The organism is Desulfonatronovibrio magnus (assembly GCF_000934755.1).
Classification (GTDB): domain Bacteria; phylum Desulfobacterota; class Desulfovibrionia; order Desulfovibrionales; family Desulfonatronovibrionaceae; genus Desulfonatronovibrio; species Desulfonatronovibrio magnus.
Window position 1 is genome coordinate 1 of sequence record NZ_JYNP01000120.1, and the last position, 5384, is coordinate 5384.

Sequence of the window (5384 nt, forward strand, 5' to 3'; positions counted from 1 at the left end):
TAAACAAAGTCATCTTTTTTAACAGATCCTTTATTGATAAGCTGAAGTACAAGCCTGTCACCAAGATAAGTTCGCCATTCTTCAACCAGATCGCAGGCGAGGGATGGTCGGTCATAGGTTGATGAAACAGGTCTTTTAAGACAAGGCGTTGCAAGAGAGCTTTTGACTATTGAACAGACTGGATAATTACAAGAAAAACTGGCAAGTATTCGATTTAGTCAATTTATAAAATTACCTTCATTGTTTGTTGAATTTATATTGTAACTGGACAATCAAAAGTTTTTCTGTAACAATTATTTTATTAATTTTTTTGCAGATCATTATGTTTTTTAACCAGATCAGATATCAATCGAAATTTATTGGTTTTCTTTCATGCAACAAGGACCGCAAAACCAGAAACTTTTAACTCTCAAGTGAAACAATACAGTTGAAAATATTGGTTGTTCAACTTCAAAATTATTTGGTTGCCCATGTTCATCTTTAAATCGAGAACTGGCAGTTAGAGGGGGATCATGTCTTCAAAGAAAATGACTTTTAAAGATATTTTGAAATCAATGCCTAAAAAAGAGAAACCGGACAATCCACTTGAGGTTCTGCAAGGCAGTACAATTAAAAAGATACCATTTGAAAGCTGGCAAGAAAGGATGTTTTTTTATGGAGGTTGTGATCGCAGGCTTAGGGAGTTTACAGGTTCCTTTCCTGCAACACTTAGAAAAGATCAATCCACACATCCAGTTTTTATTTTGAAAAAAAATACGGCTCAGTCTTTCATGACCTGTCCTTGTACTTCAGTACGCCATAAGAAAATGATTTACATAAAAGCTCGTTGCCCGCTGGATATGACTGGAGCAGAACTTGACCGCAACAGCTATATTGTCAGTAAATACACTTTCAATCTTTCACCAGACCCTGGTTTTCACAGGAAATTGAATCTGGCAGGCATAGTCCCTGATAGATGTCTGAGCAAGCCTATTGGCTGATTTATTTTCCCCTGCCATCGACCCAACCAACACTACCTTGGAAAAAGATATGGAAACACCCGGCAAATCCCTTTCCCTTAATGACTGGCTGCAGACCCAGGAAGGCAATACCTATTTGAGAGAATGCTCAAAATATCTCATAAGGGCCAAAAAAAAGCATATGAGATCCCAGGATGGAGTGCTCTGGGACAATAGTAATGATTTTGAGCAGAAAGTTATGGATCTTTCAACCGAACTCTATCTTTTTTTGAATGATAATCAGAGAACTTTTGATACAATACAGGAAATTATCAGTGCAGGAAATATGAGTAAGGCCATTGGTATTTTATGTTTGAAGTACAAAAATCACCTAAAAGATCTTGAACGAGGAACTCAAGGCAACTTTTTTTCAAACCTTTACCGTAAAATACAGTTATCTCTTTCCAGGCATGATGATTTTACAGTATCATCCCAAAAAGGCATGTCATTTTATGCAGCCTTGAGAGAGGCTGACCTGCCGATTATCCAACAGGACTTTTTTCAAGCCAACAGCATAGAAGACTATCCATATCCTGATAAAGAAAGTAAATGGGAAGGTGAAAAAGATATTGTAGCCTGGGCGGGATTTTTCTGGGACAGGACAAGAGAGAAGTCAGGTTATGATTGTCTGGTTCCTGTCCGGGAATATACCTATTATCTGATCAGTAAAAAATGTGTACATGACGAAACACTCAATTTTGCGGATTCTACATGTCTTGATGAACAAGGTCAGGATGTCTGTATTTATGAGTTTATTGCCGATCCTGACCCCGGGACTGGCATAAGCTCAGAAGTGCTTGAGGATCTTGCCATGGCAACGGTTCAGGGCTGGGATGATAAAACCTGCAAAGCATTTTACCTGTATTATAGTGAACAGATGACTCTTGAAGAAACAGCTGCTGAAGTTGGCTACTCAGGACCCAGTGGTGTGCGTAATATCATTAGACAAGCCATTCATTCTATCAGGGATAAAACTTCAGCTTGGCCTGGATTTTATGAAGACCACATGAACGAAGAAGCCAGCAAATTTTTTCTGGAAACTATTTTTTCACTTTGCAAATTCAGAGCTTTTGACCGTAACTAATGATTAAGAACATTACTGCCTTATGTTTCTCGATTCAAGACATCATAAGGGATTATAGTGTCAAATTTTTTTGAAATAATATTGGAGATGGTTCTATGTCTACTTATGCTGAACCTGCGCTGGATAGAGAATTAACCCAGGAAGATTGGCAAATAGCCTTAAATATTCGAACATGCCCGCCGGATACAATTCTGTTTAAGGAAACAAGTGAAAACCTTACCCGCCATATTCGCTCCTGTTATATGTGTCAGATGAACCTTGAGATTCAGGTTGATAAAACCTGGTCCTGGCCTGAGGTTTATCAAAAGCTTGAATGTGACTCCGGACCAGAACCTGGTCAGGTTAGAAAGATCCGCCCTGAACTTGCTGGATGGGGGCCCAAGGACAGATATTATAATCCCCCGTTAGTGCTAATTCTTGAAGTTGTTGACGAACAAGCTGTAAGGGTAGCGCAAATTTATCCAGGTGAGGAGTTCAAGACTGAGGATGATACTTATCTTGATGGATTCGGATATGCCCAGTCTTGGAATATTTATACCTTGGCTGTTCATGATTTGGAAGGGCTACTTGGCACTATTGATTCGCAAACCGTTCAAAGAATTATACATAACTCAGAGAAGTATTTTCATGCTGAAGAGAATTCCATGATATACCTCTTCAGGTGCATGGAAACTGAAGTAGGTTCTTTTTTCAGCCAGCAGAGCATTTCCCATCTAATTCAAAGTCTTGAGCATGAAGAAACTGAAGAATCTAAGTCTCTCAGGAATCTTGTGTTAAAAGCCATCCAGAAGAATGTGAAAGTGCCCGGTATTGAAAAGTCGCATGATCCCCTGCTTGAAATCGCCAGAATGGAAATGTCTGAGTTGAAGCAGGCTATGCCTGTTAAGTTTGGCATGCCTGAATCTGTATCTGAAGGTTTCAGGAATACACAGACTTTAGCAATGGCAGCGTCTGACAAGGACAGTATTCAGGCCAAGATGATCGTACTTGATGAAACCGGCACGGAGTTTAAGGATTTTCAGTCCGGCCTTGTGACCATCATGTCCACAGATCGTGGTGATGATCAGCTCAAAATATTTGGCAAGGTGGACCCGGACTTTGTTCAGGCTTCTGAAATGTTTGCCTGGTGGGATACTCTAGACGGGTCTTTTCCTGCAGACACTGTAGACCTTTCAGAAGACCATAGCCTGTTTACAGCTTTTTTTCCGGAAATGAGCAGGAAGGATTATCTTAAAGGCCGCCTGATGGTGATTTTTGTGAGCATGGATGGTGATTGATGTCATCAGTGACCCTGAAGAATTTTTCTACATTTGTGCATAAGGGCATGGGTATTCCTCTGGGAGTCAACTCCAGACCAGGAAGTCTGATTCTGCCTCATAGTGATCATGAAACACAAAAATATTCAGAAAGCATAGCTGCTAAACTGAACTGCACCCACCAGAAAAGGTTGTTTGACTATCTGCTTATGTCCTCAGCCCTGTCCTTTCCCGCAAATAATAGGCATCTTGATGTATTGTCCAGATCCATAAACATTAAGAGTTTGGATTTTGGCCTGGAGTGGAATCAAATCCTGGGCATGAAGTGGATGTCCATGCCCCTTGTTCTGGCCGTCAATGGTCAGGGCATGCTGGTGCATGCGTTTTTAGGCATGGGAGATGGCCTGAAGAATGTTTTTCCGGCGAATATTGAGGAATTGATGGATGAACAGTCCAGGCTTGCGGTACTTAAAGCTGCTGAGTTTGTTGGTTTTGCAAAAGCAGAAAGCAGGAACCCAGGGTTCTTTTTCTGGTATCCCTCAATATATGGTATAAAAATATCAGGAGAATCCATTGGCCTTGCCGTTTATGCCGGACTGAAGATGCTTAGAGAGCAGTTGAAATGGCCGAACCTGGTTTGTACCGGAAGTTTTGACGCAAGCGGCATGTTATCACCAGTTAGTCATGTGCCTGAAAAAATGGCCGCTGCCCAGGAAGCTGGATACAAAGGCTTCATATTTCCAGAAGCCGGTACAATAAGTTTTCCGGAATATATCGACATTGAACGAATGCCGGTATCCAATCCGGAAATGGCATTGTGTCTGATTAAAACCTTCAGTCCTGGAAAAGGGGGAACCCATCTTCACTTTTTAAGTTCTATGGGTAATCTTGAGCCTAATCTTGATCTCATGCTGGATTGTGACCTTGAACTGCTAAGGTATCTTGAAGATAAAGATTGTCTTTTGAGTGCTAAACTTCAAGCACTGGCCATCAACAATCACTTTTTTTTCAACAAGCTAGCTAAAAGGCTGAAGGAATCGGTCCAGTCAACCGGTACTGACCTGAACAAAATACATTTTATTCTGGATAAAATTTTTCCTGAAGAAGTTGTAAAAAATACTTACACTCAAAGTCCAAGGACTTTTCTGAGCATCTGCTCTATTCATATCAAAGTCCGTAATCATATTGGTAAGATTGATGACATTGATACCTGGAAAAGTCTTGCTGATCTGTGCATAAAAGAACTCTCAGGCCGGGGTGATACTCATAAAGAAGAACTGCTGAACCATATCTATGGTATGGTTGGCTACCTTCAAAACCATTACCTTTTTACACATGAAAAGGCACAGGAGATTATTGAGCCCTACAGGCATCTTGTAGTCCTGGTTGAAAAGGCCTATCAGCACAGAAAAAATAATAATAAGGACGCAGCTGATGAATACCTTGGCAGATATTATGGAACTATGGCTCAACATTATGGATTCTGCGGGCCCGGGTATATAGAGAAAACACTTGAGTACTGTGATCTTGCGCAGGAGGCTTTCGGACATGGCAATGAGCCAGACCTGCGCTCTGACTGGCAGCGGGTTTTTTCCTACAGGTTCTTTGCCTTTCTTGACGCAGGCAAGACTGAACATGCCCGCTATGCTTTGGAAAAGTATCTTGGCTGCGACACGGGGAGTCCTGACATTCAGAATTTAGACAGGTTTCAGCATTTTCATCTGGCCAGATATCTGGCTGATTCTATCGAAGAAAATGAGAAATATGTTGACTGGGCAATAACTAAGATCAGCAAAGATTGTGTGTTTTGGAGTGATGACCATCCCTGGCAGTTGTGGTTTTTGAATATGGGCAGGGTTGTTAAGGATACTGAACTCAAAAAGGCCTTCTGGAACAAATCTTTAGATATCTGCCTGAGATCTTTCCCCACCATAAAAATCATGGGGCTTATGCCCTTGTCCAGACTGTATGAACTTAGCCTGGTAGCGAATAATGTTCTTGAACAGGCATATAAAGCAATAATCACAGACTGCAAAGATTCGGGAT

General features: G+C 41.0%; 5 protein-coding genes. 4 read left to right on the forward strand and 1 reads right to left on the reverse strand.

What is annotated here, in order from left to right:
• On the reverse strand, positions 1-209 hold a 209-nt coding region (locus LZ23_RS25335; RefSeq protein WP_198145978.1), incomplete at its 3' end, for a CRISPR-associated endonuclease Cas1.
• Positions 210-512: 303 nt separating this feature from the next.
• On the opposite strand from LZ23_RS25335, the gene LZ23_RS11270 reads away from it, so the two are divergent.
• From LZ23_RS11270 to LZ23_RS11285, 4 genes are all read left to right on the forward strand, one after another.
• Positions 513-980 carry a hypothetical protein gene (locus tag LZ23_RS11270; protein WP_045214243.1) on the forward strand — a complete coding sequence of 156 codons (468 nt, stop codon included), beginning with the start codon at positions 513-515 and terminating at the stop codon, positions 978-980.
• Complete coding sequence (locus LZ23_RS11275; RefSeq protein WP_045214244.1) at positions 973-2082, forward strand: hypothetical protein; 1110 nt, start codon at positions 973-975, stop codon at positions 2080-2082. The genes LZ23_RS11270 and LZ23_RS11275 overlap by 8 nt, the downstream gene beginning before the upstream one ends.
• A gap of 95 nt (positions 2083-2177) precedes the next feature.
• Complete coding sequence (locus tag LZ23_RS11280) at positions 2178-3359, forward strand: hypothetical protein (RefSeq protein ID WP_045214245.1); 1182 nt, start codon at positions 2178-2180, stop codon at positions 3357-3359.
• A partial coding sequence (locus LZ23_RS11285; protein WP_045214246.1) for a hypothetical protein occupies positions 3359-5384 on the forward strand: 2026 nt, incomplete at its 3' end. The genes LZ23_RS11280 and LZ23_RS11285, both read left to right, overlap by 1 nt.

Excerpts from the sequence above, each read along its gene's own strand:
- LZ23_RS11270 (WP_045214243.1), top strand. The coding sequence starts at position 513 with ATGTCTTCAAAGAAAATGACTTTTAAAGATATTTTGAAATCAATGCCT.
- LZ23_RS11280 (WP_045214245.1), top strand. The coding sequence starts at position 2,178 with ATGTCTACTTATGCTGAACCTGCGCTGGATAGAGAATTAACCCAGGAA.